The organism is Nocardia concava NBRC 100430 (genome assembly GCF_000308815.1).
GTDB lineage: Bacteria > Actinomycetota > Actinomycetes > Mycobacteriales > Mycobacteriaceae > Nocardia > Nocardia concava.
In genome coordinates, this window is the sequence record NZ_BAFX01000184.1 from 1 (window position 1) to 25,010 (window position 25,010).

General features: G+C 68.3%; 22 protein-coding genes and 1 pseudogene. 8 read left to right on the plus strand and 15 right to left on the minus strand.

Annotation, left to right across the window (positions count from 1 at the left end; translation table 11 throughout):
• Both ON43_RS36205 and ON43_RS36210 read right to left on the minus strand, forming a co-directional pair.
• Positions 1-290, minus strand: a 290-nt coding sequence (locus ON43_RS36205; RefSeq protein WP_157514313.1) for a hypothetical protein, incomplete at its 3' end; no start/stop codon positions are given.
• 306 nt (positions 291-596) lie between these two features.
• Positions 597-1,031 carry a winged helix-turn-helix transcriptional regulator gene (locus ON43_RS36210; RefSeq protein WP_040814981.1) on the minus strand — a complete coding sequence of 145 codons (435 nt, stop codon included), beginning with the start codon at positions 1,029-1,031 and terminating at the stop codon, positions 597-599.
• A gap of 85 nt (positions 1,032-1,116) precedes the next feature.
• On the opposite strand from ON43_RS36210, the gene ON43_RS36215 reads away from it, so the two are divergent.
• The 3 genes from ON43_RS36215 to ON43_RS36225 all read left to right on the plus strand — a co-directional run bounded on the left by ON43_RS36215 (position 1,117) and on the right by ON43_RS36225 (position 2,467).
• The gene (locus ON43_RS36215) at positions 1,117-1,605 is read left to right on the plus strand and encodes a TIGR03618 family F420-dependent PPOX class oxidoreductase (protein WP_218003460.1); all 489 of its coding nucleotides are present in this window, start codon (positions 1,117-1,119) and stop codon (positions 1,603-1,605) included.
• Between the two features lie 46 nt (positions 1,606-1,651).
• Positions 1,652-1,828: a DUF1330 domain-containing protein gene (locus tag ON43_RS46960; protein ID WP_083914055.1), complete on the plus strand. Its 177-nt coding sequence runs from the start codon at positions 1,652-1,654 to the stop codon at positions 1,826-1,828.
• 255 nt (positions 1,829-2,083) lie between these two features.
• On the plus strand, positions 2,084-2,467 hold the full coding sequence (locus ON43_RS36225) for a hypothetical protein (RefSeq protein ID WP_040814987.1): 384 nt from the start codon (positions 2,084-2,086) through the stop codon (positions 2,465-2,467).
• Between the two features lie 128 nt (positions 2,468-2,595).
• On the opposite strand, the gene ON43_RS36230 is transcribed toward ON43_RS36225, so the two are convergent.
• Both ON43_RS36230 and ON43_RS36235 read right to left on the minus strand, forming a co-directional pair.
• Positions 2,596-2,856 carry an SHOCT domain-containing protein gene (locus tag ON43_RS36230; RefSeq protein ID WP_040814989.1) on the minus strand — a complete coding sequence of 87 codons (261 nt, stop codon included), beginning with the start codon at positions 2,854-2,856 and terminating at the stop codon, positions 2,596-2,598.
• A complete protein-coding gene (locus ON43_RS36235; RefSeq protein WP_051179706.1) occupies positions 2,853-3,647 on the minus strand; it encodes an SDR family oxidoreductase in 795 nt (264 codons plus the stop codon). Before ON43_RS36235 ends, ON43_RS36230 begins: the two co-directional genes overlap by 4 nt.
• 178 nt (positions 3,648-3,825) lie before the next feature.
• Here ON43_RS36235 and ON43_RS36240 point away from each other — a divergent pair, with 178 nt between their 5' ends.
• Both ON43_RS36240 and ON43_RS36245 read left to right on the plus strand, forming a co-directional pair.
• Positions 3,826-4,536 carry an SRPBCC family protein gene (locus ON43_RS36240; protein WP_174416530.1) on the plus strand — a complete coding sequence of 237 codons (711 nt, stop codon included), beginning with the start codon at positions 3,826-3,828 and terminating at the stop codon, positions 4,534-4,536.
• A 127-nt stretch (positions 4,537-4,663) separates the two neighbouring features.
• Positions 4,664-5,701 (plus strand): hypothetical protein, encoded by a 1,038-nt coding sequence (locus ON43_RS36245; RefSeq protein WP_063712697.1) that lies wholly within the window; start codon positions 4,664-4,666, stop codon positions 5,699-5,701.
• Here ON43_RS36245 and fdhF read toward each other — a convergent pair.
• Together fdhF and ON43_RS36255 are read right to left on the minus strand one after the other, a co-directional pair.
• A complete protein-coding gene (gene fdhF, locus ON43_RS36250; RefSeq protein ID WP_051179707.1) occupies positions 5,690-8,413 on the minus strand; it encodes a formate dehydrogenase subunit alpha in 2,724 nt (907 codons plus the stop codon). The two genes, ON43_RS36245 and fdhF, sit on opposite strands and share 12 nt — an antisense overlap.
• Entirely contained in the window at positions 8,413-9,945 is a 1,533-nt protein-coding gene (locus ON43_RS36255) for an NADH-ubiquinone oxidoreductase-F iron-sulfur binding region domain-containing protein (RefSeq protein WP_218003462.1), read from the minus strand. Before ON43_RS36255 ends, fdhF begins: the two co-directional genes overlap by 1 nt.
• 186 nt (positions 9,946-10,131) lie before the next feature.
• Between ON43_RS36255 and ON43_RS45205 the strand changes: the two genes are divergently transcribed.
• On the plus strand, positions 10,132-10,284 hold the full coding sequence (locus ON43_RS45205) for a hypothetical protein (protein ID WP_157514314.1): 153 nt from the start codon (positions 10,132-10,134) through the stop codon (positions 10,282-10,284).
• A 353-nt stretch (positions 10,285-10,637) separates the two neighbouring features.
• Here the strand turns inward: ON43_RS45205 and ON43_RS46965 are convergent, their stop codons facing one another.
• The 4 genes from ON43_RS46965 to ON43_RS36275 form a co-directional block, all read right to left on the minus strand.
• On the minus strand, positions 10,638-10,769 hold the full coding sequence (locus ON43_RS46965) for a hypothetical protein (RefSeq protein ID WP_281033410.1): 132 nt from the start codon (positions 10,767-10,769) through the stop codon (positions 10,638-10,640).
• On the minus strand, positions 10,766-11,431 hold the full coding sequence (locus tag ON43_RS36265) for a hypothetical protein (RefSeq protein ID WP_083914057.1): 666 nt from the start codon (positions 11,429-11,431) through the stop codon (positions 10,766-10,768). The genes ON43_RS46965 and ON43_RS36265 overlap by 4 nt, the downstream gene beginning before the upstream one ends.
• Positions 11,432-11,655: 224 nt before the next feature.
• Positions 11,656-13,026 (minus strand): wax ester/triacylglycerol synthase family O-acyltransferase, encoded by a 1,371-nt coding sequence (locus ON43_RS36270; RefSeq protein ID WP_040814995.1) that lies wholly within the window; start codon positions 13,024-13,026, stop codon positions 11,656-11,658.
• Between the two features lie 175 nt (positions 13,027-13,201).
• On the minus strand, positions 13,202-13,630 hold the full coding sequence (locus ON43_RS36275) for a hypothetical protein (RefSeq protein ID WP_040814997.1): 429 nt from the start codon (positions 13,628-13,630) through the stop codon (positions 13,202-13,204).
• 142 nt (positions 13,631-13,772) lie between these two features.
• Here ON43_RS36275 and ON43_RS36280 point away from each other — a divergent pair, with 142 nt between their 5' ends.
• Both ON43_RS36280 and ON43_RS36285 read left to right on the plus strand, forming a co-directional pair.
• Positions 13,773-14,816, plus strand: coding sequence for an Acg family FMN-binding oxidoreductase (locus tag ON43_RS36280; RefSeq protein ID WP_245568925.1), 1,044 nt, complete (start codon positions 13,773-13,775; stop codon positions 14,814-14,816).
• A gap of 118 nt (positions 14,817-14,934) precedes the next feature.
• Positions 14,935-15,435: a flavodoxin domain-containing protein gene (locus ON43_RS36285; RefSeq protein ID WP_040814999.1), complete on the plus strand. Its 501-nt coding sequence runs from the start codon at positions 14,935-14,937 to the stop codon at positions 15,433-15,435.
• A gap of 29 nt (positions 15,436-15,464) precedes the next feature.
• Here the strand turns inward: ON43_RS36285 and ON43_RS36290 are convergent.
• The 5 genes and pseudogenes from ON43_RS36290 to otsB all read right to left on the minus strand — a co-directional run.
• Positions 15,465-16,127, minus strand: a pseudogene (locus ON43_RS36290) (DUF4389 domain-containing protein); the annotation flags it as partial.
• Positions 16,128-16,312: 185 nt separating this feature from the next.
• Positions 16,313-17,761: a wax ester/triacylglycerol synthase domain-containing protein gene (locus ON43_RS36295; RefSeq protein WP_063712698.1), complete on the minus strand. Its 1,449-nt coding sequence runs from the start codon at positions 17,759-17,761 to the stop codon at positions 16,313-16,315.
• Between the two features lie 181 nt (positions 17,762-17,942).
• Positions 17,943-20,303: a phosphoketolase family protein gene (locus ON43_RS36300; protein ID WP_218003464.1), complete on the minus strand. Its 2,361-nt coding sequence runs from the start codon at positions 20,301-20,303 to the stop codon at positions 17,943-17,945.
• A 2-nt stretch (positions 20,304-20,305) separates the two neighbouring features.
• On the minus strand, positions 20,306-21,244 hold the full coding sequence (locus ON43_RS36305; RefSeq protein WP_040815001.1) for a universal stress protein: 939 nt from the start codon (positions 21,242-21,244) through the stop codon (positions 20,306-20,308).
• Between the two features lie 219 nt (positions 21,245-21,463).
• A partial coding sequence (gene otsB / locus ON43_RS36310) for a trehalose-phosphatase (RefSeq protein WP_051179711.1) occupies positions 21,464-25,010 on the minus strand: 3,547 nt, incomplete at its 5' end.

Genomic DNA, 25,010 nt, shown 5'->3' on the forward strand with positions numbered 1-25,010 from the left:
TGAACGTAGCGGGTGACGTCTGCGAGCTCTGTGCGCGGGCCGGTCACGCTGCCCTCGTCACAGTTGTTCCACCGGAACCACAGGACACTCGTGCCGTGTTTGAGGTGGACTCGGCCGTAATCAATCCAGGCGTCAGGGCCGTCGTACTCGTAGATGGGTTGCCACCCTATGTCGAGATAGTGCTCGAGGAGCTCGTTGAAGCACGGGGTGGGGATGCCCTTCACCTCGGGCAGGCCGAGGATGCGTTCTCGCACACCGGACATGTATGCACAGATCATGGTGCCGATCACCGGCTCTGCTCCTCTCGAGATCGCCACGCCGGACGCAGATACTCTCGCCCGGGCGCTGGCTCTCCCACCGCATACGATCGCATCCGGCTCGAACACACTATTCTGCCGCGTGGCGCGCGGTTCGAATCGGCCAGTCGGGTCGGCCCGAAGATCAACGGCCGACGGTTTTTGATCTCCGCGCCGAGATGATCATCCAGACCGGCGTGTCCCGCGAGGTACGCGCCGACTGCTCGCTCTTGCCGATGAGGGTTGAAGTCGCAGGGTCGTGCCGCAATCGAGGAACAGGTGCAGGGGATACTCAGCGGATCATGCTGATTCGGTCGATGTGACCGAGGGTGTGGCCTGCTCGTCGTAGGTTCTGCGTGCCGCGGCGATCGTGTTGCGGTGGCGGTCTGCCCATCCGGTCAGCGCCAGCAGGGTCTGATAGAGCTCTCGGGCCATCGGTGTGGCTTGGTATTCGGTCTTGGGGGGCACCACTGGATATACCGTGCGGGTCAGCAGGCCGTCACGTTCGAGGTTGCGCAGGGTCAGGGTGAGCATTCGCCTACTGACACCACCGATTTCGCGTTCGAGTTCGGTGAAACGCATCGGACGCCGAGTGGTCAGTAGCAGGACGCCGATGGCCCATTTGCCGCTGACCCGATTGAGGACTTCCAGCACCGAACATGCGTGGTCGAGTGACGAATCACCCTCGGCGACCGCGTCTGCCTGCAACGGAACATCGCTGTCACTCTGGAACATGAAAGTGCCTCCTTCCGCCCGCCACGGGCGTGACAGATCATGCACTCAGTAACAAATAGTGCACTATGACAACGGAAGGGTCACCATGTCCGACGTTCAGGAACCGATGTACGAACCGGGCCGGGGGGCGGCTCCGACCCGACTGTCGACCGAGCGACTGGACCGTTTTCTCGCCGAGAATCGGATGGGAGCGCTGATAACCATCAAGCGCGACGGGCATCCGCACCCGTCTACCGTTGCCTACCAATGGAATTCGGGCGCAGGCGTGATTTCGATCGGCTCGACCGCCGATCGCATCAAGGTCCGCCATCTCACCCGAGATCCACGCGCCGCGCTCTACGTGAGTAGCTCGGACCATCTCAGCTTCGCGGTGGCCGAGGGTACCGTGGAGATTTCTCCGGTCAGTACGGTTCCCGGCGATGCCACGGGCCGCGAAATGCTCGCCATGTTCCCCGAATTCGACAACCCCGACGATGCCCCGATCTTCCTCGAGAACATGGTCGAGGACCATCGGGTTGTGATCAGGCTCCGGGTCGCCAAGCTGTACGGGGACACACTCACTGCCGAGCACTGATCAACAGCAGCCCGATCGCCCGGCATCAGTGCGCACCGTGTCTCACATGCTGGCCGGCCGCGCGCTCGTGCCGCGACGTCTGATCATCGTCGAGTTCCCCACGATCGGCCAATTGAGGAGATGGTACGTGTCCCACGCATACGCCGAGGCCTTCCAGACTCGGGAGAAAGCCCTCGACCGGCGGCTGTTGTTCGAGGAGGGACTGACCGCTTCGACGACCTAGCCGGGCTGATCGAGACCGGCCCCAAATCGTGCGGGGTGTTGCCCCGAAACATCCGCTATTGCCGCATGTCGCGCTGGTCGAATCGGCCAGCGCGGTCGGGGCGAAATCGACGGGCCGGGTCGATCCGGGGTAGGCCGAACGTCCGCATCTAGCCGGAATCTTCGTGGCCCATGGTTGAGCCGGAGGCGCTGCTGGATTCGTCGGCAGAATGCCTGCTTCAGAGAGTCTGAGAATCAGCGGATCAGGGCGATTCGGGTGCTGATTAGCACGGACAATCAGGTGATGTGTGGGCAGGAATCGCAGGACTTGTTACTGGCTCGGATCATCGACGGCCGGGAAACGCCTCGCGATATAGAACAACTCCGGCTGAACTTCGTGGGGTGGATCATTGACGAGTGGCAGGGCAGCCAGTATCTCGCATTGGCCCATTGCAACGTGGCACTGGCCGAGGCGTGCGGGCACGCCCCTTATCTCGCTCTGCCCTTGTCGTATCAAGAAGCGCTGCTGTGGTTTTTCTCGCTCGGTTGCCCACGGCGAGAGTGGTTGTGGGATGACGCCCGAGCGTTCGTCGCCGCCCTCGGCGGGCTGGATGAGCTGTGCGAGTCCGCAGAGTTTTTAGCGGCGATCCGCGGCGGATGATCACGGCCGCAGCTCAAAATGTTGGACCCCAGGGACTTTCGTTCAACACCGTGCTCAGCCCTGCTGCTGGAGACCACCACTCAGGGTGGCGGTCTCCAACTGGGTGCCGGGCGTGATCGTTTGCCGCGTCACTGACGTGCGGCCGAGGAGCGCAGCGCAGCGAGGCGATTGGTGTATTCGTTCTCGTCGATCTCGCCGCGTGCGAAGCGCTGGGCGAGCAGTTCCTGCGGGGACGGGGATTCGTAGCGCGGCGTGGTATCCCGGTCGGAGAGGGCGTATCTGATGCCGACGGTGATGCCGCCGATGATCAGGACCCAGAAGATCAGCATGCCGATCCCCATTCCGGCGTATCCCCAGCCGCTCATATCGTGGCCGTACCAATACATCATGGCGAAACCTCCAGTTCGTTTCTGTCGCCATTGCGGCCGGACGCGCTGGACGTTGCCAGTACTCCGGCCTGACCGGTGGTCGCGCCGCCGTCGACGACGAATTCCGAACCGGTCGAGAAGGTTCCCTCGGTGACGAGGAAGCGCACCATCGCGGCGACCTCTTCGGGTTCGCCGAACCGCGGCAGCGGCTGGGTGGCGGCGATCGACTCGTCCAGGCCAGCGGTCATCGCGGTGTGGATGGGTCCGGGATGCACCGAGCACACCCGGATATCCGACGAACCCAGTTCCAGCGCAGCGGCTTTGGTCAAACCCCGCAGGCCCCACTTGCTGGCGACGTAGCCGCTGATGCCCGCGTAGCCCATCAGCCCGGCGGTGGAGGAGATATTGACGATCGTGCCGCCGCCCGCGGCCCGCAATCGAGGTGCGGCCAGGCGCATGCCGAGCCAGGGACCGTAGAGGTTGACATCGAGGACGTGCCGGAACATGTCGGGCGATTCCGTTTCCACGGTGCCGAAGTCGAGGATGCCGGCGTTGTTCACCACGGCGCCCAGCGGGCCGAAGTCGCGTTCGGTCGCGTCGAGTACCAACCCCCACTCCTTTTCGTCGGTGACGTCGAGGATCTGAAATCGCGCCTGCGGCGCAAGGGATTCCGCGAGTTCCGTCCCGTCGTCGACGAGCAGGTCGGCGATGACCACGCCGAAACCGGATTTCACCAGTTCCCTCACCACGGCCGCGCCGATGCCCCGCGCACCGCCGGTGACGATGGCGCTCCTGTCCGCGAACTCCGCCATGCCGCGTCCTCCGTTCGTGATGAATCCGGTGTTCGGTCACAGCATCCCGCGCATGGGCCGACCTGCGGGACGGCCGAAAGTCACCTGTTCAGAGGGCGGATGGCGGGCCATCGGTCTCTGCGGGAAACCGGGCGCGCGACCGAGGATCGAAACGGACTTCCACCGAGAGGACACAGTCATGAGGACATCGATGGCCACCGTGATCGGCCTGGCTTCGGCCGTCACCGGATTGGCGGCCGGATACCGGCTGTTCGCGCGGAACACGTGCGTCACCTGGGGCGCGACCGCCGGTGAGGCCGGTTCCGCGATGCCCGGTGACGGGCTGCTGCCCGACGCCGAAACCGTCACCACGCGCGCGATCACCGTGGCCGCCACACCCGAACAGATCTGGCCGTGGCTGGTGCAGATGGGACCCGGGCGCGGCGGCGCCTATACCTACGATTGGATCGAGAACCTGCTCGGCCTGGACATGCACAGCGCCGACGAGATCCTGCCGCAGTTCCAGAATCTCGCGGTGGATGACGTGCTGCCGATGGGCAAGAGCGGCCCGGCCATGCGGGTAGCCGTGCTGGACCGTCCGCACGCGATGGTCCTGGCCTCCGTCGATCATCACTGGGTGTGGGCATTCGGGCTGTACCCGACCACCGAGGGCACCCGGCTGATCAGCCGCAATCGCATCGCTATCCCGGATGCCGGTGTGCTGCAACGGCTTTTCTACATGCTGGTGATGGAGCCCGGCAGCCTGATCATGGAGGCCAAGATGCTGCGTGGCATCAAGGAGCGCGCGGAACGCACCGAGCCACCGCTCGCCCTGGTGACCAACGTCCCGGATCACGAGGCGGAAAGCCTGTATGTCCCGCACCGGCCGACGCGAACACTCGAGGACTGAGGACGAGCAAATATCCGGCGTGCCGTCCGGGCCGGCGGCCGGCACCCGTTCATGATGAAGCGGAATCAGCCTGCTCGTCGGTTGCCCGATCGGATTCCTCCGATCTCAGCGAAAGGCGGTATGCGTCATGATCAGCGCGGCTTCGGAGGCGGTGTCCGGGAATCCGGCGCCCTTCACCTGGGTGACGGCGATTTCCATGCTCGCGTTCTGCGCGATCCTCTGGGTGATCGTCGACTACATGCGTACGCATCCCCGGCCCGCCATGTGGGTGTGGGGGCTGTCGCTGCTGACGTTCCCGCTGTGGATCTGGGGCCCGGGGCGGGACATCGGGCTGATCAACTGGTTCTCGTGGGCCAAGATCCTCTCGGTGCTGATTCCGCTGACCCTGGTCGGCGCGATGCGGATCTCCGTCGCCGAGCAGCGGCCCGGACGGGTCTGGGAAATTCTGCGCAACCCGCGATTCCTGTGGTTCCCGTACGCGATCCTGTTCCTCAATATCGCCGAGGCCACATTGCGCGACGCCCAGATCGGCAACTACTGGAACGCGGCGGTAGGGCTGGGACTCTGCCTGACCATCCCCTACTGCCCGCGGTACTGGGAGGTCCTGCCCGGCCGCAATGCCGAACTCGTCGCGTACACGACCATGGCGTGGAACTTTCTCTACACCACCTGGAATCTGTGCTTCACCTTCGGCGGATATCCCCCGCAGGAAGAGCATTTCGCCGCCAGCATCTGCATTCTCGCCGTCGCCGAGATCTACCCGCTCGTCAAACGCCGCCCCGAGCTGTACATCATGGCCCGCATCTACACCTTGCCGGTGCTGATGCTCGTAATCGCCATCTACAACGTCTTCCCGAAGGTCATGCCCTCGGACGGCTGGTTCAACAACAACGTCTGGATCACCTGGGGCGTAATCAATTTCGTTCTCACCATCCCCTACCTGTTCTGGTACACCTGGCAACTCGAGACCGGCCGCGCCTTCATCTACTTCCGTCGCGGCCGCGCCCGTGAGGACTTCCTACGGCAGCACGGCGACCAGGTCCGTGAACTCATCGCCTTCGCCGACTCCCTCGACGCCGCCACCGACACCCACGGCCGTGAATCCCGCGGCGTCCCCGCGACGTCGCCGGAACCGGGCGATTCCTCGCGGGTGTCATCGACCTAGATCGATTCCCTTTCCGCCCTCAGGGGTGTCGGCCGGGACCGGGTGCAGGGCGACGGCGGTCACCTTGTATTCCGGGCAGTCCGTGACGATGTCGGTGGCGGCGGAGGTCAGTTCGTTGGTGGGCGCCGTCGGGAAGTGGAAGGCGGTGAACAGCTCGCCGGGGCAGACCTCATCGGTGGTTCGGGCGGTGAGGGTCATTCGTCCACGGCGACTGACGATTTCGACGGCGGCGCCGTCCACGATGCCGAGGCCCGCGGCGTCGGATGGGCAGATGTCCAGCGTTTCGGTCGCCAGCAGGTCCGCGTTCGGGGTGCGGCGCGTCATGGATCCCGTGTTGTAGTGCACCAGGCGGCGACCGGTCACCAGAACGAAAGGATAGGCACTGTCGGGCTTTTCACCAGGTGGCAGGTACGGGCGGGCAGCCAGGGCGGCTTTCCCGTCGGCGGTGGCGAAGCCGTTCAGGTACAGCGTGGGCGTGCCGGGATCGCCGCGATCGGCGCAAGGCCACTGCACGGGGCCCTGCGCTTCCAGCCGGGCATGGGAGATGCCACCGAAATCCGGTGCGAGGCGCGCGCATTCGGCGAGTGCATCGGACGGAGTCGCACAGCCGAGGTCCGCGCCCATGGCCGCGGCCAAGGACCGCACGATGTCGAAGTCGGAGCGAGCCTGACCGGGTGGCGGGACGCTTGGGCGGACACGCTGGAACCGACGCTCGAAATTGACGAAGGTGCCGTCCTTTTCGAGGAACGCCGTGGCCGGGAGTACCACGTCGGCCATTTCCGCGGTGCGGGACAAGAAGATGTCCTGGCTGACCACGAACTCGCATGCGGCCAGCGCCGCGCGCACATGGTGGGCATCCGGATCGGAGGTCACCAGGTCCTCCCCGATCACATACAGCCCGCGCAGCCGGCCGTCCAGCGCTGCCGAGAACATCGCGGGGATGCGCAGGCCCGGCTGTTCGGGCACGGGCGCGCCCCACGCGGCGGAGAAGCTTTGGCGTACAGCGGCATCGGCCACATGCTGATAGCCGGGCAGCACGTCGGGCAGGGCACCCATATCGGATGCGCCCTGCACGTTGTTCTGGCCGCGCAAAGGCAGGATCCCGCAGCAGCCGGGGGTACCGATCGCGCCGCGCAGCAAAGCCAGATTCGCCAGGGTCCGCACGCCGTCGGTGCCGTGCGCATGCTCGGTGACACCCAGGCCGTAGACGATGACCGGGTGGCGGGCGCGGGCGAACAGGCGCGCCGCCTCGATGACGGACCCCTCGGGCACGCGGGCAAGCTCGGCGACGCGCACCGGCGGGTAGTCCCGCAGCAACCGCACCAGTTCGGGCAGCCCGTTGGTGCGCGTCGCCAGAAACTCGTCGTCGACGAGACCCTCGTCCAGCAGGACACGCGCGATGCCGTTGAACACCGCCACATTCGAGCCCGGGGTGCCGCGCAGGTGGACATCGGCCAGATCGGCCAGCGCGGTGCGACGCGGGTCCACGACGATCAGGCTCGCGCCCGCGGTCACCCGATGCACGATGCGCGACCCGACCACCGGATGCGCCTCGGTGGGATTGGCCCCGGCCACCAGGATGCAGTCGGCGCGATCCAGGTCGTCGAGGGAATTCGTGCCGCCCGCGTACCCGAGCGAGGCGGTCAAACCGGCCGCGGTCGGAGCGTGGCACAGACGCGAGCAGTTGTCGATATTGTTGGTGCGCAGGATGGTTCGCGCGAACTTCTGCGCCAGGTAGTTCTCCTCGTTGGTGGCGCGGGCCGAGCAGATCATCCCCAGCGCCGCGCCGCCGTGATCGTCACGCAGCCGGCCGAACTCCCGCGCCACCACACCCAGCGCCTCCTCCCACGACGCGGGCCGCAGCGGAGAACCGCGGCCGTTCGAGCGAACCAGGGGCTGGGTGAGCCGGTCGCCCGAGGAGATGAACTCGTGTGCGAAACGGCCCTTCACGCACGCGTGCCCACGATTCACGGGTGCGGTGCGGGTGGGCGTGATCGAGACTATGCCCGCGGCGTCGGTGTGCACATCCAAGCCGCACCCGACCCCGCAGTAGCCGCACGTGGTTTCGGTCGTGCGGGTGAACGTCCGGTCGCCGACGCGTTTCTCGGTCAGCGCGCCGGTCGGGCAGGAATCCACGCAGCTGCCGCACGATACGCATGGCGACTGCGCCCACGGCCCGCCGTCGCCGGCCACCACGGTGGTCCCGAACCCGCGGCCGCTCAATTCGAGCGCGAAACTACCCTGTACCTCGGCGCACATGGACACGCAGCGGCCGCAGGCGATGCACAGGTCGCGATCGAGGGCGATGTAGGGATGGGAGTCGTCACGCCCCTCATTCCGGCGCTCGCCGTGGAATCCGTTGTCTCGCACACCCATTCGCTCGCACACTCGGACCAGCTCGCTGCGCTGCGCGGGAATTCGAAGGGCCCGCGGCGGCAGTTCGGAGACGGTCAGTTCGAGCGCGCCGCGCGCGGTCGCGCGAGCCTCGTCATCGCCGGGATCGATCACCATTCCCGCACGTATCGGTGTCGTGCACGCGGCCACCACCCGGTGATCGGCCCGGACCAGGCACACCCGGCAGGATCCGCGCGGGGTGAGGCGGTCGTCGTGGCACAGCGTCGGAACATCCGCGTCCGCCGCCCTGATCGCATCCAGAACCGTTGCCGTAGAGTCGATCTCGACGGGTTCGCCACAGACGAATACCCGGGTCATCATTGCCACCCCTTCGAGGTGTCGTACACCTTCAACAGGCTGCGCACGGCGTCGGCCACACCGGAACCGAAGGCGCACATGCTGCCGACGCGCATGATGTCGAGCAGCCGGGATAAATCGGTCTCGTCCGCGGCCGGTAGCGCCTGGACGGATTCGGAGATTTCCAGGCCCCGGCGGCTGCCGACCCGGCAGGGGGCGCAGCTGCCGCAGCTCTCGCGGGCCGCGAACCGCCACAGGTGCCGCAGCAGCTGGACCGGCGGCACGCTGTCCGGAATCGCGACCAGTCCCCCGTGCCCCAACGACACTCCATGCTCGGCGAGATCCGCTGTGGCAAAGCCGATGTCGAGATCGTCGGGACCGAGGAAGCCGCCCAGCGGGCCACCGATCTGCAGTGCGCCCAGCCGCTGCCCATCCCGCAGGCCGCCGCCGAGATCCTCGACAATGCGGCGCAGCGGCGTACCGAATTCGACCTCGTACACACCCGGGCGCTCGAACACCGAATTCAGGCTGACGAGTTTGGTACCGGTCTCCACCCGGCGCCCGAGGCGGGCGTACGCCTCGCCGCCGTGGCGCGCGATCCACGGGATGGCGGCCAGGGTCTCGATGTTCTGCACGACCGTCGGCCGGCCGCGATACCCGTAATCGGTCGGATAGGGCGGACGCGCCTGCACGGTGCCCCGCAAACCCTCCAGCGATCGCAGCAACGCCGTCTCCTCGCCCGCGACGTAGGATCCCGCGCCCTCCTGAATGACGACATCGAAGTCGAGGCCGCTGCCGTGGACGTTCTCGCCGAGATGTCCCGCGGCGCGCGCACTGTCGACGGCCGCGCGCAGAGCCGCCAGAGCGCCCGGATACTCCGAACGCACCAGCACCCGGCCCTCGGTCGCGCCGACCGCGCATCCGCACAGCGCGAGCCCCTCGAGCACCCGGTGCGGGTCGTACTCCATCAGCAGCCGGTCGCAGAATGAGCCGGGATCGCCCTCGTCGCCGTTGGCGATCACATACCGTGGTCCGGGATTGCGGGTCACCGCATGCCATTTCGCGGCCACGGGGTACTCGGCTCCGCCGCGGCCACGCAGCCCCGACCGGGCCACCTCGGCGGTGAGTCCCGGCCACAGCCGCCACGCCAGCACCGTCGACCAACTCTGCCAGGGCTCGGCGGCATGACACAGCCCGGCCAGCACGATCGGATCCGAGACGGCGCAGGCGTAGGGAATCGGTGGCGGCGGAACCGAGTCGGGCCCGGTCACGGCTATCCCTCCGATCAAGGCCGCCGGGGCCGCATAGCAACAGCCGAGGCAGTACACGGTTCGTTCTCCCGCCGCCTCCAGGACGCCGCCGCGCGCCACGAAACACCCCGTGCCCGCGCAGTTCCGATCCCCGCGACCCTCGCCGAAATCGGCGTAGAAGGACGCCGCGCCGGCCACCGCAGCCGCGGGCAGACCCGAGCCGCGCGCGACCGCTTCCATGTCCGCGCGCCGGACTTCGCCGTGCGCCTCGTGCGCCTCCCGCAACCGATCGGTCGCGTTCACACCGGGCGAGGCGAAACGATGGGCACGAACTGCCATCCAATCACGGGGCCGGATATTCATCGGCAGGCTCTTTCTGCCCCGGCTCGTCAGGGCCGGCTCCACCTACCGTGCCGTCCACGCGACCGAGCCGACAGAGGCGACCAGCCGCCTCTGTCAGGGACTTTGGTCCCGAATGGGCTCGGTGGTATGCGATGGGCAACCGGGTTCGACCGCGAATACCGGAAAGTCCGGCGCGACCCGTTCGAACTCGGCGAGTGGGGCGTGGCGTTCGATCGGGAAATGCGCCCTCGCACCCGGCGCGACGCGCAGGTATTCGCGAAGGATCGGCGCACGCCGTGACGGCTCGACCTCCGCGAGTCGGACTGTCTCGGTTCGGCCGTGCCGCAATTCGGCCAGCCCACCGCTCGCCGCGAGGTTTCGAACCCAGTTCGCGTCGTTGCCGAGCATGGAAACGACATAGCGATCGGCCCCGACCTCGGCCAACACCACCGGAAACCGGATAATGTGCCCGCTACGTCTGCCTCGCACGCCGAGCGATGCGACCCGCCGCGGTGCGATGCCGGCCGCGAAAACCACCTCCGACATCCGATTCTGCAGCCGGGCGAACGCATTCGGACGGCCGGATCGGTACATCCAGCGCAGATAATCGGAATATCCCCGCATGGGACCTCCTCGTGTCATGACGCCGCCGGTCAGCCGAGCGGCATCAAGGCGGCCAGTAGCGCGGCGGCGATGAGCACCGTCGCGACCGCCGCGAGCACGGCCACCAAGACCCAATGTTCCGATACCCGAGGCGTTTTCGTGGCAATGCGTTCAAGATTCACAATGGTCTCCTCATGTGTTCTTCGGTCAGGATCCGGGCCAGGAACGCACCTGTCACCCACGCCATGACGGCCGCCATGACCGCGCCGGCCAGGGCGCCGATGGCGGCGATCAGGATCGGCGGCTGGCCCGGCTGCCACAGCGGCGGGGCCACCAGCATGAAAGCGACGAGCCCGCCGATCCATGCCACCGCGTTCGCCAGAATCCACAGCGCTGCCCGATCGGTGAAGCGGCGCAGCACCATCCACTGCGCCACACCGATCGAGAACACCATGACCAGCGCACCGGTCACGGCCACCGGAATCTGCGCCCACGCGGGCCATTCACCGAATCGCTCGCCGAACAGCATGGGCAGTACGCCCACCGACCACGCCAACACCGCGGCGGCCGCGGTGGCCGCCATCCAGTCGCGAATTCGCAACCCGGACAGCCATGTTCGCAGCACCCCGCCCTGGAAATATCCGAGCACCGCACCCTCCACGGCCCCGGCCGCGAGGATGGCCGGCACCAGGACCGCCGCACTCGCGTGTACGGTCAGGGCGCCGACCAGGGCCGGTGTCAGGAAGCCGAGAAACTCTCCGGTCGTCACCTTGGTGAACCAGCGCCGCCGCAGATCACGTTCGGGAGAAACGGGTAGTGCAGACGTCGAGAGATCGATCAACATATAAGGCTCCCCCACCGAATGGCGCAATCCCGTGGGTAGCCGCATGCGAGCAGCATCGCCGCCGATCCGACCCCGGGCGTCTCGTATTTCGTGGCCACCGTGTTCTCCCTCCACGCCCCGATCAGGGCGATACCCTGATCCTCCGTCCGGCCCGCACACCACGACAGAAACCAAAGTCCCACGTCCGACGGCCCTTCGGCGCCATCCGCGTGCTCCGTGACCGTTTATGGACTCGATTCCCGAGACCGGGCCCGCGCCGCGGCGAGCAGGTCGGCGATCGCGGTGTGGATGCCGTCGGCGAGCACCTCGAGGTCGGGGGTCGAGTCGTAATCGCCGGTGATGCCGAACGTCAGCTGGTCGCCGTAGCTGAGGATGGCGATTCCGGTGCGCAGGCGCATGGCGATGGGGATGGCGGGCAACAGTTCCAGCACCTCGCTGCCCAGCAGAGTGAGTGTGCGGTGCGGGCCGGGGACGTTCGTCGCCACCGCCGTCACGCCGCGCTGCGGCAGTCGTGACAACAGCCGCACAGACCAGGCCACCGACGCGAACGGCAATCGACCGGCCAGGGCGAGCAGTGACTTCTCGGCCTGCGCGGCACCACCGGACTTCTGACGGACCATCCGCCGATGAATCGCCGTCAGCCGTTCGACCGGGTCCTCGAGGTGCAGCGGCAACAGCGACACGACCGCCGAAACACGGTTGTCGAGAACGGCTTTCGCCTCGGCCGCGCGCATCGACACCGGCACCAGGATGCGCACGGAGTCACCGGTGGGATCCTCACCGCGGCCCAGCAGAACGGCTCGGTAGGCGGCGGTCACGGCCGCCAGCACCACATCGTTGACCGTCGCGTCGAATCCGCGGCCGATCTCGCGGATCTCGGTGAGGGACGCCCGCGCGATCGTGTACCGGCGTTGCCTGCCGATCGGTCCGTTGAGCGACGACGACGCCGGCGCGGAGACCAGCGCGGCCATAACGGGGAACAGGCTGCGGGCCATTCCCATCGCGTAGCGAGGGACATCCACCGGAAGCCGGAGCCCCGTCACGGCCCAGCCGAACCAGCTCTTCTGTCCGGATTCGCCAGTATTCCTCTCGCCGGTCGGGACGCCAGCCGATCGGGCATCGGATTCCCGTTCGTCACAGAGGCTTTCGAAGAGGTTTATGCCTGATACGCCGTCGACAAGAGTGTGATGCGCCTTGAGAATCAGGGCCCAGCGCCCACCCGCGAGACGGTCGAGGACGACGCACTCCCACAACGGATGGTCGCGGTCCAGCCGCTCCACCAATTCGGTGGCGACGAAGTCGCGCAGGGCCGACTCGTCGGCGGGTGCCGGCAGCGCGCTCCATCGAATATGGTGGGCCAGATCGAAATTCGGATCCGGCTCCCAGACCGGCGCCGTCATGTCCAGCGGTGTGCGCCGGATGCGTTGCCGCATGCGATCGTTCGCCGCAACTCTCTCGCCCAGCGCTGCCTCGAACTCCGTGCGGGTCGGTGGCGTCCCGGCGAGAATCGCCACCGCCGCGATCCCCAGGCTGATGCGCTGGTCCGAGTCCTCGAGTTCGATGAATCCCGCGTCCAGCGGCTGTAATTCCGTCATGGCCGGTACCTGATGTTCGTCTGTGTACTGCTCCCCGATCCATCCAGCATGTCGTGTCCGGGAGCCGCGGATGACGGCCGAAGGTCACCGGAACGCCGGCCAGAGGTCGCCGATGTCGCGCCGATGGGCGGTCGGCCCGTGCCGCGCGGCGCCCGGCGGCCACCGGCCCACGGCGCTACCCGGCGGTCAGCACGAGCACGCCCGCGGTGAGCAACGCGCAGGCCTTCAGCACTTCCAACGCGATGTAGGCGTAATGGGCGCGCGAACGTGGGGCCTGCGCGCCGGCGAGCACGGCGTCACTGCGCCGGGTCAGGGCGGGGCGCACGAAGATCAGTTGGACGCCGAGCGCACCGAGAGCGGCGGCGAGAGCGACCGTGCTCGCGGTCCCGGGCGGGTCGGCCCAGATGGCGGCGAGAATGAGGACGGCGAACAGCGATTCGACGCCGTTGAGCGCCCGAAAGACCAGGCGGCCGATACCGAGCCCGATCGCGAGGGTGACGTCGGGGGCCCGGAACTTCAGCGGCGCTTCGATGAACGAGATGGCCACAACCATGCCGAGCCAGAGAAAATCGGCGGCGATGATGAACGCGCGGGCGGTGGTCATGCGAGTACTCCTTCATCCGCTCGTCTGTCTCGGGCGCGCCGTCGATCAGGTGGCTACCCAGAGCCTCGCGCGAGCACGCCGGTCTCCGGCAGAGTCCACGGGTCCTAAGGATGATGACCAAATGCTCTGCGGCCCAGGATAAATGGCCGTATTCGCCGCCGCCGGACTCCCGGACAGTGACGCCATGAGCGTCGACGACGATGCACGCGGCCGACCGGTGCCTGATCCGGGGACAGTACGCGCGGCGATCGAGCTGGCGGCACGCGCACCCTCGGTGCACAACACCCAACCGTGGCGCTGGCGGTTCGATGGCTGCCGCCTGAATCTCTACGCCGACCCGGATCGCCTGCTCACCTCCACCGACCCCCTCGGCCGACAGCTGGTGATCAGCTGCGGTGCGATGCTGCACCATGCCCGCACCGCTTTCGCCGACCGAGGCTGGCACACCGATGTAGTCCGCGTGCCCGAGGAGCGACGCCCGGATCACCTGGCGACCATCGGTTTCCGACCGTGGCCCGATCCCCCGGCGAACGACCGCGCGCAGGCACAGGCCATCCGACACCGCCGGACGGACCGGCTGGCCCTCCTCGACCCCGTCGGCTGGCAGGACATCCTGCCCCGCCTGCGCGCATTGAGCGCGGAACAGTTCGTGCACGTCGACGTGCTCGACGAATCCGCCCGGCCGCGGCTCGCCGCCCTGTCTCGCGAATACGCCACCGTGCGCGGTCACGACCTGTTCTATGACCTCGAACTGCATTCGTGGACAGGGCATTCCGACGCCCACGAAGGCGTACCGCGCGCCGCGCTGGCCTCGGACAGGGAGTTCGCCCGGGTAGGTGTCGGCCGCGTCTTCCCATCCGGCCCCCGCACGACCCGCCGCACCCAGCTCGCCGACCACTCCCGACTGGTCGTCCTCAGCGCCGTGCAGGACTCCGTACCCCAATGGCTCCGCATCGGTGAGGCGCTGTCCGCGGTCCTCCTCGAATGCACCGCCACCGGCCTGGCCACCTGTCCCCTCACCAATATCACCGAACTCCCCTCCGGCAGAGAACTTCTCGCGAGGCTGACCGGCAGCCCCGGCCTACCCCAGGTGCTGATCCGAATCGGCTCGCCACCCCAAGAAGACACTCCCCTTCCCCCACCCACCCCCCGCCGCCCGATCACGGACATTCTCGCCATCGAGTAATGCCGGATCGCGGCAGCCACCCGGCCGAACACTCCCGAATTTCTCAGGACCTTCGACCCTGTGCCCGGCAGCGGGGGCGGCGTGGGATCGGAGGTATCGAATTCGTGAGGAGGCAGTCATGAGCCGCGAAACCGTCCTTGTCGCTTATGGTTCCAAGCGGGGTGGGACCGCGGAGATCGCCGAGTGGATCGGGGAATCTTTGCGGGTGGCCGGTGTTGCCGTCGAGGTGCGGGACGCGCGGCAGGTGCGGGCGCTGGAGGAGTTCGGGGCCGTGGTGGTGGGCGGGGCGCTCTATACGGGGCGATGGCATCGGGATGCGCGGCGATTCGCTCGAAGGTTCGGCCGGCAGCTGCGGGAACGACCGGTCTGGGTGTTCGCCAGCGGGCCGCTCGACGCGTCGACCGACGGGGGTGAGGACGGTAATGCGTTCGGCGCCAAGTCGGTACGCAAGATCGCCGACCGGATCGATGCGCGGGAGACCACCTTCTTCGGCGGGCGGCTCGAATCCACCGCCCGCGGCTTCCCGGCCTCCGCGATGGCCAAGAAGAGCGCCGGAGATTTCCGCAATCGGGATCGGATCGAGGCCTGGGCCAAGGAGATCGCCGCCCGCCTCGGTTGACGCTGTGGCGGGCGGCCGGGATTTCGCGGTCAGGGCAGCGCGGCGTCCTCGGGTTCCCGCGGGCCCTGATCCAGGCGGAAGGGCGGGTATTCGTCGGTCAGGAGGGCCGCGTAGGACAGGACACGGTAGAACCAGCGGTTGACGCCCATGGCGAACCCGAACAATCCGCGGGGGTAGCGGCCGGTGAACAGCAGAGCCACCGCGGCGATCAGCACCAGGACACCGATCAGCGGAATCGTGGTGTCGCCGTTGCCATTGTCGCTGTCGCCGCCGAGCACCACGCCGCCGCTGAACAGGGCGGCCAGGATCAAATAGTGCGGGATGGCCAGCAGCCACCACTTCACCAGTGCCAGTCCGCGGGAGAGCTTTTCCGGGTAGTCGATTTCCAGATCGGCCGGATAGTCGGCGTGGCGCAACGTGAACGGCGGATACTTGTCGGTGCCCAGCGCGGCGTAGGTGTAGAACTGCACACGCCAGGACCAGCGCATCACACCCACGGCGAAGTCGAACAGCGACCTCGGATACCGCTCGGTGAACAGGATCGCGAACCACGCCACCACGGTCACCACCCAAAAGGCGATCCACAGAAAGAACAGCACGACATAGTGCGGTATCGCGAGCAGCCACTTCACCAGCCACAGCCAGCGCGAGAGCGGTTCGTCCAGGTCGCCGCGCAGCCGGACCGGCCGGACAGCAATGCGCTCGGGATTCGTAGCGGTCACATCATTCATCACGGTCTCCTCAGAGGATTCACGGACGCCGGTCCCACGCCATGACTGCCGTCGGCGAGCGCCCTCCCCCGATCGTCCGCGCACGCGGCGCGCCCGGACAGAAGCCGAAGTCCTTCCCGCAGAAGCCTTTCGGCGCCTCTCACCGCTCACGTCGCGGTGGCCGCACCGGGACGTAGGTCACCGGGAGTCGGGGCCACCGGCCTCTGGCTCCCGACCACCGGATTCTGAGGTCGAGGCGGATGGTCGTCTCCATCGGTGCCGATGGCGGCGATCGTCCGGAAGCCCTCGGCGACGCAGTCGGTCAACCGCATCGGGTCAGGGACCGCCGCGGTATCGGAATTGATTCCGATATAGCAGGTTCCGACGTGGGAGATCAGGGTGATGTTGAAGGCGGTGCCGGTGGTGGGGCCGAAGGGGTAGATCCGTTCGACCTTCGCGCCTGCGACGTAGAGCGCGACCGGGGATCCGGGGACGTCGGAGGCGACGAAGTCGACGTGTTTGAACATGCCGGTGAGCAGGGTGACCGGCAGGCGGTTGAAAGTCGCCGCAACCGCATTCGACAGCGGGATCGCCGGTTCGCGCCGCCACCGCTCCACCACGGTATCGAGGGCGCGCATGAGATCGACCGCGGCGTCGACACCGGCCGGGACCGCGAAGCGCGCCAGCGTGATTCGATTGCCACCGAGGGGATCACTGGCCCGGCGCAGGCTGATCGGCATCGCCACGCGCAGGTGTTCGACGGACCGCCCGTGCCGGCCGTGATAGTCACGCAGACCGATCAGCACCGCGGCCAGGAAGGCGTCGTTGACCGTGCAGCCCGCGCGGTGCGCACCGCGCTGCAGCTCCGCCAGCGGCACGTCGAGGACCGTCAGCCGTCGACCCAGGCTCCGCTCGGTCATCAGCGGCGACAGCGTCCTGGTGATCGGGCGGGCCAGCCGGAGCAGGGATTCGGCCAGTGCCGCGCTGTCCCGGATCGCACCGACGGGGTCGGTGACGGCGCGCCGCGCCATCGGCGAGATCGCCCCGATCCCGGCGCGCACCAGGTCCGTGCCCACCGACCAGTTCCAGGCGACGATATCGCCGAGCACGCCGCCTCCCGGCCGGGCCGGGTCGGGAACCGGTCCGTGGACCGTCCCCGCACGGGTGAAATCGAGCATCTCACCGGCGATCTCGATGCCGCCGACACCGTCGGTGAGGCTGTGGTGCACCTTCAGCACGAGCGCGCTCCCGCCCCCGTCCAGACCACCGAGCACGGTGAACCGCCACAGTGGCCGGGCCGGGTCGAACGCGGACATCACCTCCGTGCGCGCGAACTCGAGTACCGCGGACAGATCCGCGGGACCCGGCAGGGCGAGATGCCTTACATGCCAGTGCAGGTCGAAGTCGGCATCGGGCACCCAGCGCGGCGGCGCGAGCCCCCAGGGCGCCGCGACCAAGCGGTGCCGGAACCTCGGCACCGCCCGCGTGCCCCGATCGACCATGCGCAGCAGCCGATCCCAGTCCGGTTCGGTATCCAGGACCAGCACCGTGACGATCGTCGAGCGGAGATTCGGATCCTGTTCCATGCTCCATGTGAACAGGTCCGACTGTGTCATATGAGAATCCTGGGAACCCATGGTCCGCGCCGTCCGAATCCTGTACTCGCCGAACGATTTCACCTCTTCCACTGTGACCGGTCGGCACCCATGATCGGCAGGGGCGAAGGTCACCGCGGCATCGGCGACCGGATGGGACCATCGGCACCGACCGATGACGTCGGTCGAGCGGCGGCGCCGATCATTCGGTGCGCCAGCGCCAATCGGCGATATCGGGTGCATCGATGCCGTGACGGCGCGCGTAGTCCTCGGCGGCGGCTCGGCGCTCGGCGAGATCGCCGGTCAGCGCACCGTAGCTGTCCGTCAGCCGGGGCACCTCGGCCAGGGCGGCGGCCGCGAGGGTGAAGCGGTCGATGCCGTTCATGGCGCACATGCTGAAAGGTGTTGTGGTGGTGCCGTTGTCGGTGAAGCCGTGGACGTGCATGTTGTCGTGGCCGGGGCGGCGGTAGGCGATGCGGTGGATGAGCCAGGGGTAGCCGTGGAAGGCGAAGACGACCGGGGCGTCGGTGAAGACCGAACGGTAGTCGTCGTCGGAGATGCCGTGGGGGTGGCGGTCGGGTGGGAAGAGGCGGGCCAGGTCCACGACGTTGACCACGCGGATCGCCAAGTCCGGCACCAGTTCTCGCAGTAGCGCCACGGCCGCCAGGGTTTCCTGGGTGGGGACGTCGCCGGCGCAGGCCAGGACCACCTCGGCGGGCCGCCCGGCGTCCGAGCTCGCCCACTGCCAGACGCCCAGGCCGCGTTCGCAGTGCACCCGGGCCGCGTCGTCGTCGAGGTATTGCAGCGCGGGCTGTTTCCCGGCGACCACGACATTGACCCGGCCGCGGCTGCGCAGGCAGTGGTCGAAGACGTGGAGCAGGCAGTTGGCGTCCGGCGGGAGGTACACGCGGCTGACCTCGGGCCGCTTGCTGAGTACATGGTCGATGAAGCCGGGATCCTGATGCGACGCGCCGTTGTGGTCCTGTCGCCATACGTGCGAGGTGATCAGGTAGTTGAGGCTGGGAATCGGTTCGCGCCAAGGGAATTCGGCGGCCATATGCAACCACTTGGCGTGCTGCACCACCATGGAGTCGACGATGTGGGCGAAGGCCTCGTAGGTGGAGAAGACGCCGTGGCGGCCGGTGAGCAGATAGCCCTCGAGCCAGCCCTGGCACAGGTGCTCGGAGAGCACTTCGAAGACCCGGCCGTCCGGGGACAGCCGGTCGTCGCCCGCGAGCCGCCGTTCGCGCCACCGCCGCCCGGTCACCTCGAGCACGGCGTCGAGCCGGTTGGAGGTGTGCTCGTCCGGGGAGAAGAACAGCAGATTGCGCGGATTCTCGACCAGCGCGTCACGCAGGAAGCCACCGAGCACCCGGGTCGCCTCCGCGACTTCGGTTCCGGGCGTGTCGAATCCGACGGCGTAGTCGGACGGGCACGGCAGCCGCAGATCCACACTGTCGTGGCCGTGCGCCGCGCGGTTGGCGCTCATGCGCAGGTGCTCCGGATGCAGGCGCGCGATCCGGTCCACGGGCCGGCCCAGGTCGTCGAACAGCTCCTCGGGCCGGTACGAGCGCAGCCAGTCCTCCAGTTGCGCAAGATGTTCCGGGTTCTCCCGCACTCCCGCCAACGGCACCTGGTGAGCCCGGAACGTGCCCTCGACCCGGACGCCGTCGACCATCAGCGGACCGGTCCAGCCCTTCGGCGTCACCAAGACGATCATCGGACGGCAGGGATCGCGCGGCCCGAGCCCGTGCTCGCCGTACTCACGGATCTCGCGGATGCGTTCCAGCGCCTCGTCGAGAACGTTCGCGTAGCACTCGTGCACCTGGGCCGGGTCGTCGCCCTCGACGTACATCGGCTCCCAGCCCTGCGCGGTGAGCATGGCATCGAGGTCGGCACGCGACATCCGGGACAGCAGCGTCGGATTGGCGATCTTGTAGCCATTGAGGTGCAGGATCGGCAGCACGGTGCCGTCGGTGACGCGGTCCAGGAAGACCGACCCGTGCCAGCTGGTGGCCAGCGCGCCGGTTTCGGCCTCGCCGTCGCCGATCATGCAGGCCACCACCAGATTCGGATGGTCCAGGGCCGCGCCGGTGGCGTGCGCGAGCGAGTAACCCAGTTCGCCGCCCTCGTGAATGGATCCCGGCAGATGCGGAGACGCGTGGCTGGGCACACCGCCGGGGAACGAGAACTGCCGGAACAGCTCCCGCATCCCCGCCAGGTTCTGCCCGACCTCGGGATGCCGCACGGAGTAGGTGCCCTCGAGCCAGGTCGCGGCGGTGAGTGCCGCCGCGCCGTGGCCGGGACCGAGCACGAACAGCATCTCCTGCCCGGTCCGCATGATGGCGCGATTGAGGTGGGCATAGGTCAGCGTCACCCCGGGCACGGTCCCCCAGTGCCCGATGAGCCGCTGCTTGACGTGTTCGGGCCGCAGCTTCTCGGTGAGCAGCGGGTTGTCCGTCAGGTAGATCTGGCCGACTGCCAGATAGTTCGCGGCCCGCCACCACGCGTCCAGATCGATCAGATCGTCACGGATTCCGGTTCCGGAACCGGGCATCGTCATGGTCATCGTCTCGTCTCCTCCGTTTCGGCGTGCACGACCATGACCGGGCAGTTCGCGTGCTGGATCAGGGCATGGGCGGTGGAGCCGAGCAGCATGCCCAGGAATCCGCCGCGGCCGCGATTGCCGACCACGACCAGCTGTGCCGTTTCGGACCATTCTCCCAGCCGCTGCGCGGGCCCAGCCGCACAGACGTCACGGATCACCTCGACGTCGGGGTACTTCTCCCGCCACCCCGCCAGCCGCTCGGCCAGCACGATCGACTCGATGCCCCCGATATCGCTGGAGGTCAGCGGGACCACGTCGCCCGCGAACTGCCCGGTGTCCCAATCGCTCCAGGCGTGCACGGCCACCAGGCCCACCCGTCGTTCCGAAGCCTCCGCGAAGGCCGCGGCGAGCGCCGCCTCGCTGACCGGGCTGCCGTCCACACCGACCACCACCGGACCGGAATTCCGCACCGCGTTGCCCGCCGCGGGATCCGGCCGCACCACGACCACCGGGCCGCGCGCATGGCTGGCCACCGCGAACAGTGTCGAACCCAGGTGCGCGAGCGTTCCGGACTCGCCGACGGCCCCGATCACCACCGCGAAAGCGGCAGCACTGCAATCGATCAGCGCGTGCGCGGGGGTATCGGGCGACGCCGACGCCGAGACCGCCAGCTGCGGCTCGTAGTCGTTGGCGGCCAGTTGCGCCCGCGCCAGCACCGCCCGGCCATTCGCCTTCACGGTGTCGATCAGCGGCTGGGTCGCGACCGCGTAGGTCCCCATACCGCGGCTGATGGCCGCCAGGTCCATACCGTGGACGAGATGCAGGGGCCGCTGCCGGTCGGCGGCGTAGTTCGCGGCCCAGTGCACGGCGCGGGCCGACCCTTCCGAGCCGTCCACTCCGACGACCACCGCCGCCGAGGCCAGCCGGTGCGGATCGTCGAATTCCTGCGGTGTCATGCTGACCTCCCGGGGTGGGGTGAAATCGTCGGCGCCCGAGTCGGGCCCGTTCTCTCACGGTAGGAACACCGCATCACCCCCGACTGCGGGCGATCGTCCTCGGACCGGTGACCAAAGACCTCTGCGCCAGAGACCCCCCTCGCGCGGGCGGGACTTCGGTGGCCGTTGGTCCCGCCGGCGCCGGGGCCAACGGCCCTGCTGCGGGCCGCGCGGCGGCGGTCAGATGCCCTGATCTGCGGCGCCGGATTCCTTGCCGCGCACGGGCATTCGCACTGTGGCTCCGGCTTCCAGAACTTCGGTGGCGCCGCCGCAATGGATCTCGACCGGATCGGCGCGGCCCGGATCCGCGGCCACCTCGAGTTCGGTGGCGCTGACGCGGATGGCGAGACGATGCCCGCGGTAGATGATCGAGAAGCGCAGCTCCCCCAGCCCGTCCGGCCAGCACGGGTTGAAGATCAGGCGGTCCGATCGGATCTCCATTCCGGTGAGGCAGCGTTGCACCATGTCGATGCTGCCGGCCATGGCGCCCAGGTGGATTCCCTCCTCGGTGGTCCCGCCCTGGATGTCGGTGACATCGGAGTCCAGCACCCGGCCGAAGAAGTCCATGCCCTGCGCTCGATTCGCGCGGGCCAGCACCCACGCGTGGACCAGCGCGCTCAGGGTGGAGCCGTGTGAGGTCCGCGCCAGGTAGTAGTCGATGGTCCGAGGAATCATCTCCCCCGGCAGTTCATAGCCCAGACGCCCCAGCACTTCCCGCAGTTCGTCGGCCGAGAGCAGATAGAACAGCATCAGCACGTCGGCCTGTTTGGCGGCCCGATAGCGATTGACGTCGTCGCCCTCGGCCTCGAGAATGCGGTCCAGCCGCTGGATGTCACCGTAGCGCTGCCGGTAGCCCTCCCAATCCAGTTCGGCCAGTTGCTCATAGCCGTCGAACTGGCTGAGCACGCCGTCGTGGAACGGCACGAACATGCGGCGGCTCACGTGCTCCCACCGGTCCGGTTCATCGGGCGAAACCCGCAGGGACTCCAGCAGTTCCGCGCGGGCGCGCGGGGTCAGCCGGTCCAGGGCCTCACCGGCGCGCAGCAGCGTCCACACCGCCATCACATTGGTGTAGGCATTGTCGTCGACCCCGGTCCCTGGCGCGCTGGGCGAACCGGTGTGGAATTCGTCGGGTCCGATGACCCCGCGCAGGTGATAGCGGTCGTGGCGAGGATCGTAGTCGGCCAGGCTCGCCCAGAACCGGGCGATCTCCACCATCAGTTCGGCCCCGTAATCGGTGAGGAACTCGATGTCACCGGTGGCCTGGTAGTACTGCCAGACGTTGTAGGCGATGGCACTGCCGACGTGATGGGCGCGTGAGCTCGGGTCCGGATTCCAATGCCCCGACAACGGATTCAGATGCAGGAGCTGGCTCTCCTCCCGGCCGTCGGACCCGGACTGCCACGGGAACATAGCCCCGGCCAGACCCGCCGCGGCCGCCGCGCGACGCGCCTCGGGCAGCCGCCGGTAGCGGTAGCGCAGCAGTCCACGCGCGAGCCGGGGGAAGCGCGGACTGAGCACCGGGTACACGAACAGCTCGTCCCAGAAGACGTGCCCGCGATAGGCCTCGCCGTGCAGGCCGCGCGCGGGCACCCCGACATCCAGGTCGGCGGTGTGCGGGGACAGGGTCTGGACCAGATGCAGCAGGTGCAACCGGATCACCCGGGCCGGTCGGTCACCGTCGCCGAAGTCGATCCGGAGCCGATCCCACAGGTGTTCCCAGGCGGCCGTGTGGCATTCGAGCAGTTCGGCGAACCGGCCGGCGGTCCGCAGCCAGCGCGCGGCCTCGTCGTCCGGGGCCGAGACGGCGTGGTCGCGGCCGGTGACCACGGCCGCGATCTTCTCCAGCACGACCGTATCGCCCTCATCCATGGCGACGCCGTGGTCGTGCCCGATCACGCCCGGGCTCGCGACGAGTGCGGTTGCGGGGCACAGCTTCACGCCGTCTCGGTGCAGCGTGCCGCGCGCGGCGGTCGCGACCGGAATCCCGGACTGCCCGGTGCGCACGACCAGCAGTACCGATTCGGGCGACAGTTCCCGGGCGCCGACCTGTTGGAGATGATCGCTCGACAGCGCCCGATACCGCCGCACCAGGGTATTGCTCACCGCACCGTTCACGGTGGAGCGGAAAACCACGGTGCCCGACCAGTTCTCGGCGGTCACCGCGGTCTCCAGCGCGCACAGGTGCGGGGCGTGCATGGCCGCGAAACGGCGCTGCCGGACCCGGGTGATGCGGCCGGTGGCGTCCCGGAACCGGAAGTGCCGCGCCAGGACCGCCCGTCGCAGATCGAATTCCTGCCGGTAGGACAGCAATTCGACGGTGTCGATATCGAGCCAGTCGCCGTCGCCGATGCGGAAGGTGACCGGCAGCCAGTTCGGCAGGTTCACCAGACTCTCGTTGTCGACCGTGCGCCCGGCGACCTGGTCGAAGAGCCGGTTGTAGACGCCCGCCACATAGGTGCCCGGATAGTGCCGCTCCCCCGCCACGGATTCCGGCGCGGCCCCGCGGGTGGCGAGATAACCGTTGCCGACGGTGCACAGCGCCTCCCGCAGGCGCTCGTGCGCCGGGTCGTATCCGTCGAACGCGTACACCCACGTGTTCGACACGGGCTCAACCGATTCGGTGATGAGCAGGCCGGCCAGATCGTCGAGGAACGCCCGTACGCCGTCGGGGCCGGGCAGGGCGAAACGGGCCGCGGTGCGCCGGTCGCCGTTCTCGTTATTGCGCACCACCACCGAAACGCCCTCGGATTCGATCGCGTCGAAGGCGTCCTCGTCGGTGAGATCGTCGCCGATGTAGATCGGCAAGGTGGGGGTGGTGAGGTGGCCGAGGATCCACTGGAGCGCGGTTCCCTTGTCCCAGTCGATATCCGGCCGCAGTTCCACCACCTTGCGCCCGCTCGTCACCCGCAGACCCCGCTGCTGTGCCTGAACATGCGCCGCGGCGGTCACCTCGCCGACCTGCTCCGGCGCGACCCGCCGATAGTGCACGGCCACGGCGAAACGCTTGTGCTCCACCACGACACCGTCGATGGCGGCGAGGGCGCGTTCCAGCTCGTCGGCCGCCGCGCTCAGGGCCTGCTCGGCGCCGGGCGCGGCGTCGTGCACATGCGTCGTGCCGTCCGGGGCGAGCAGTTCGAACCCGTGGCATCCGGCATACCAGAGGCCCTCGACGCCCACCCGCTCACGCAGATCCGCCAGTTCGCGTCCGCTCACGATGGCGACCGGGCATCGCGATGCCAGCCGCCGCAGGGCCGCCGCCCCACCGTCCACCAGCCGCGCGCCGCCCGGCTCGGAGGCGATGGCCGACAGGGTGCCGTCGAAATCGAGCAGCACCGAGGCCTTCTCGGTGTCGAGCAGGTCCGCCAGCCGCGACGCCGCCGCATCCGGCAGCTCGGACATGCGCCGGAAGCCGTCGCGCAGCCGCACCCGGTCCAGGTCCGGAACCACCACATCGGCGCCACGCGCCGCGAGCCGGTCACCGTGCCCGCCCCGGTCGATGCCGATCACCAGCGCGAAACCGCCCGCCCGCCCGGCGGCCACCCCGGCCTCCGCGTCCTCGACCACGACGGTTCGCTCCGGCGCCGCGCCGAGCCGGCGGGCGGCCTCGAGCAGCATCGCGGGATCGGGCTTGCCTGCCAATCCCAGCTCCCCGGCGACGATCCCGTCCACCCGCACGTCGAACAGGTCTCCGACCCCCGCGGCGGTCAACACCGCCGCGCAGTTG

Bases quoted from the DNA above. Each gene is read 5' to 3' on its own strand.
- ON43_RS36245 (WP_063712697.1), top strand. From the start codon at position 4,664: ATGATCAGCGCGGCTTCGGAGGCGGTGTCCGGGAATCCGGCGCCCTTC.
- ON43_RS36210 (WP_040814981.1), bottom strand. From the start codon at position 1,031: ATGTTCCAGAGTGACAGCGATGTTCCGTTGCAGGCAGACGCGGTCGCC.
- ON43_RS36240 (WP_174416530.1), top strand. From the start codon at position 3,826: ATGAGGACATCGATGGCCACCGTGATCGGCCTGGCTTCGGCCGTCACC.
- ON43_RS46960 (WP_083914055.1), top strand. From the start codon at position 1,652: ATGCTGGCCGGCCGCGCGCTCGTGCCGCGACGTCTGATCATCGTCGAG.
- ON43_RS36285 (WP_040814999.1), top strand. From the start codon at position 14,935: ATGAGCCGCGAAACCGTCCTTGTCGCTTATGGTTCCAAGCGGGGTGGG.
- ON43_RS36275 (WP_040814997.1), bottom strand. From the start codon at position 13,630: ATGACCACCGCCCGCGCGTTCATCATCGCCGCCGATTTTCTCTGGCTC.
- ON43_RS36305 (WP_040815001.1), bottom strand. From the start codon at position 21,244: ATGACACCGCAGGAATTCGACGATCCGCACCGGCTGGCCTCGGCGGCG.
- ON43_RS36215 (WP_218003460.1), top strand. From the start codon at position 1,117: ATGTCCGACGTTCAGGAACCGATGTACGAACCGGGCCGGGGGGCGGCT.
- ON43_RS36235 (WP_051179706.1), bottom strand. From the start codon at position 3,647: ATGGCGGAGTTCGCGGACAGGAGCGCCATCGTCACCGGCGGTGCGCGG.
- ON43_RS45205 (WP_157514314.1), top strand. From the start codon at position 10,132: ATGCGATGGGCAACCGGGTTCGACCGCGAATACCGGAAAGTCCGGCGC.
- ON43_RS36265 (WP_083914057.1), bottom strand. From the start codon at position 11,431: ATGTTGATCGATCTCTCGACGTCTGCACTACCCGTTTCTCCCGAACGT.
- ON43_RS36270 (WP_040814995.1), bottom strand. From the start codon at position 13,026: ATGACGGAATTACAGCCGCTGGACGCGGGATTCATCGAACTCGAGGAC.
- ON43_RS36295 (WP_063712698.1), bottom strand. From the start codon at position 17,761: ATGACACAGTCGGACCTGTTCACATGGAGCATGGAACAGGATCCGAAT.
- ON43_RS36300 (WP_218003464.1), bottom strand. From the start codon at position 20,303: ATGACGATGCCCGGTTCCGGAACCGGAATCCGTGACGATCTGATCGAT.
- ON43_RS36280 (WP_245568925.1), top strand. From the start codon at position 13,773: ATGGCCGTATTCGCCGCCGCCGGACTCCCGGACAGTGACGCCATGAGC.
- fdhF (WP_051179707.1), bottom strand. From the start codon at position 8,413: ATGACCCGGGTATTCGTCTGTGGCGAACCCGTCGAGATCGACTCTACG.
- ON43_RS36230 (WP_040814989.1), bottom strand. From the start codon at position 2,856: ATGATGTATTGGTACGGCCACGATATGAGCGGCTGGGGATACGCCGGA.